At 68.1% G+C, this 2,656-nt stretch carries 3 protein-coding genes; 1 reads left to right on the top strand and 2 read right to left on the bottom strand.

The genetic code is table 11. The annotated features are described in order from the left end of the window. Together VNJ47_00465 and glmS are read right to left on the bottom strand one after the other, a co-directional pair. Positions 1-262, bottom strand: a 262-nt coding sequence (locus VNJ47_00465) for a Gfo/Idh/MocA family oxidoreductase (protein ID HXG27306.1), incomplete at its 3' end; no start/stop codon positions are given. 9 nt (positions 263-271) lie between these two features. Further along, positions 272-2,107: a glutamine--fructose-6-phosphate transaminase (isomerizing) gene (gene glmS, locus VNJ47_00460; protein HXG27305.1), complete on the bottom strand. Its 1,836-nt coding sequence runs from the start codon at positions 2,105-2,107 to the stop codon at positions 272-274. A gap of 359 nt (positions 2,108-2,466) precedes the next feature. On the opposite strand from glmS, the gene VNJ47_00455 reads away from it, so the two are divergent. Then, a partial coding sequence (locus tag VNJ47_00455) for a hypothetical protein (protein ID HXG27304.1) occupies positions 2,467-2,656 on the top strand: 190 nt, incomplete at its 3' end.

Raw genomic sequence — 2,656 nt, 5'->3', positions numbered from 1 at the left:
CGTCCTTGCCCGCCTGCAGGGCCTGCCTGGCGACCGCGTAGTGGGTCGGGCTGGGCGTGCTGATCAGCACGCCCTGGATCGCGCGGTCGGCGAAGATCGCGTCGGGCTCCGCGTGCAGCGGCAGGCCCGGGTACTCGGCGGCCAGCTGGGCGCGGACGTCCGCATGATGCTCGGCGACGGCGGCCAGCACGCCCAGCTCGTGCAGGTTGCGGATCAGGTTGCGGCCCCAGTGGCCAGCGCCGAGGACTGCGACTTTGGACATGCGCGAAGCTTATTCGACCGTCACGGACTTGGCGAGATTGCGCGGCTTGTCCACGTCGGTGCCGCGCAGCACCGCGACGTGGTAGGCCAGCAGCTGCAACGGCACGGTGTAGATCAGCGGCGCCTGCAGCGCCTCGATGTGCTCCGGCATGGTGATGACCTCGATGCCGTCCGACGGCTGGATGCCGGTGTTGGGGTCGGCCAGCACGTAGAGCCGGCCACCGCGCGCGCGCACTTCCTGCAGGTTGCTCTTGAGCTTCTCCAGCAGCGCGTTGTTGGGCGCCACCGCCACCACCGGCATGTCGTCGTCCACCAGCGCCAGCGGACCGTGCTTGAGCTCGCCGGCCGGGTAGGCCTCGGCGTGGATATAGGAAATCTCCTTGAGCTTGAGCGCGCCCTCCATCGCCACCGGGTAGCTCGGCCCGCGCCCCAGGAACAGCGCATGGTGCTTGTCCACGAACTGCGCGGCCCAGGCCTTGAGTGCCGGTTCCAGCGCGAGGGTCTTTTCCACCTGCTCCGGCGTGTGCGCCAGCTGCTTCACCAGCGCGCGCTCCATCAGGTACTTCATGCCGTTGTGACGCGCGATGGCGATGCCCACCAGCGCCAGCGCCGCCAGCTGGGTGGTGAAGGCCTTGGTCGAGGCCACGCCGATCTCGGGGCCGGCGCGCGTCATCAGGACCAGGTCCGACTCGCGCACCAGCGAGCTTTCCGGCACGTTGCACACCGCCGCCGTCGCCAGGTAGCCGTTCTTCTTGGCGTAGCGCAGCGCGGCCAGCGTGTCGGCGGTCTCGCCGGACTGCGAGATGGCGATGAACAGCGTGCCCGGCGGCACCACCGGGTGGCGGTAGCGGTATTCGCTCGCCACCTCGACCGTGCAGGGAATCTGCGCGCCCTGCTCCAGGTAGTAGCGCGCCACCAGGCCGGCGTGGTAGCTGGTGCCGCAGGCGACGATGTGCACGCCCTTCACCCGGGGCAGGATGTCCCGCGCGCGCGGGCCGAGCGCAGCCTCGAGCACGGCGCCGTTGGCCATGCGCTCGCTGAGCGTGTCGGCAATGGCGCGCGGCTGCTCGTAGATCTCCTTGAGCATGTAGTGCGCGTACTGGCCGCGCTCCACCGCGTCGGCGGACAGCTCGGACTCGACCCGCCGGCGCTCGGCCGTGCGGCCCTGGCTGTCGTAGATGCGGATGAGGTCGCGCTGGATCTCGGCGACGTCGCCCTCTTCCAGGTACTGGAACTCGCGCGTCACCGGCAGCAGCGCCTGCGCGTCGGAAGCGACGTAGTTTTCGCCCTGGCCATGCCCCAGCACCACCGGGCAACCCATGCGCGCGGCCACCAGCCGATCCGGCTCGGCCGGCGCCATGACGACGATGGCATAGGCGCCATGCAGGCGCCTGACCGCCGCCTGGACCGCCTGCAGCAGGTCGCGGTTCTGCTTGAACAGGTCGTGGATCAGGTGCGCCACCACCTCGGTATCGGTGTCGGAATGGAACTGGTAGCCCTTGGCGGTGAGTTCCTCGCGCAGCTCGTCGTGGTTCTCGATGATGCCGTTGTGCACCAGCGCCAGGCCGTCTTCCGAGAAATGCGGATGGGCGTTGCGCTCGCTGGGTACGCCATGCGTGGCCCAACGGGTATGGGCAATGCCGCGGCTGCCGGCCATCGGTTGCGCGCGGATCGCGTCGGCCAGCCGCTCGACCTTGCCGGTGGCGCGTCGGCGATCCAGCGCACCCTGGCCGTCGAGTACGGCGATGCCGGCCGAGTCGTAGCCGCGGTATTCGAGGCGGCGCAAGCCTTCGATCAGGATGGGAACCACATCACGCTGGGCGATGGCGCCGACTATGCCGCACATTGGGGTAAGGGTATGAAAATTCGGGGTTTGTGGGGTTTTCCGGCGCGCGTGCGCGCGCCATCATACCATTCCCCCTCCCGCCCCCGCTGCCCGACCCAAGACCCGGCATCCGCCTGCCGCAGCCTCCGCCTTTAACTGTACGGCAGGGCTCAAACGCACCATTGCTGTGCACAGCCGCCGGGTATTCGCGCTCAACAAAGTTTTTTGGTGAATCGCTCCCAAATCATTACTGAAATTTTGCTACAGTAAAATTGCGTATCGCCTGATAAATTCGGCATGCGGTCAGCGAGAAGAGCGTCATACGCAGAAGCGCCCACTCGCGGCCAGCCCAACAACGGGGGAGGAAAAAACACATGCGGGTGTGCAGCAAATCCATTGTGGCGGCATTGAGCCTGGCCCTGGGCCTTGGCGGCACGGCCTTCGCCCAGGAGGAGGCGGGGTCGGCCGAGGCGGTGGCAGAGGAGGGTGCTGGGGGTGCGCAGGTGGAGTCCGGGCAGCCGTATATCGGCGGGCTGGGCATCTACCGGGACACGGACCGGGACTTCGTGG

Source organism: Nevskiales bacterium, assembly GCA_035574475.1.
Taxonomy (GTDB): Bacteria; Pseudomonadota; Gammaproteobacteria; order Nevskiales; family DATLYR01; genus DATLYR01.
This window is presented reverse-complemented; position numbering and strand designations above follow the sequence as displayed.

Excerpts from the sequence above, each read along its gene's own strand:
- glmS (HXG27305.1), bottom strand. The coding sequence starts at position 2,107 with ATGTGCGGCATAGTCGGCGCCATCGCCCAGCGTGATGTGGTTCCCATC.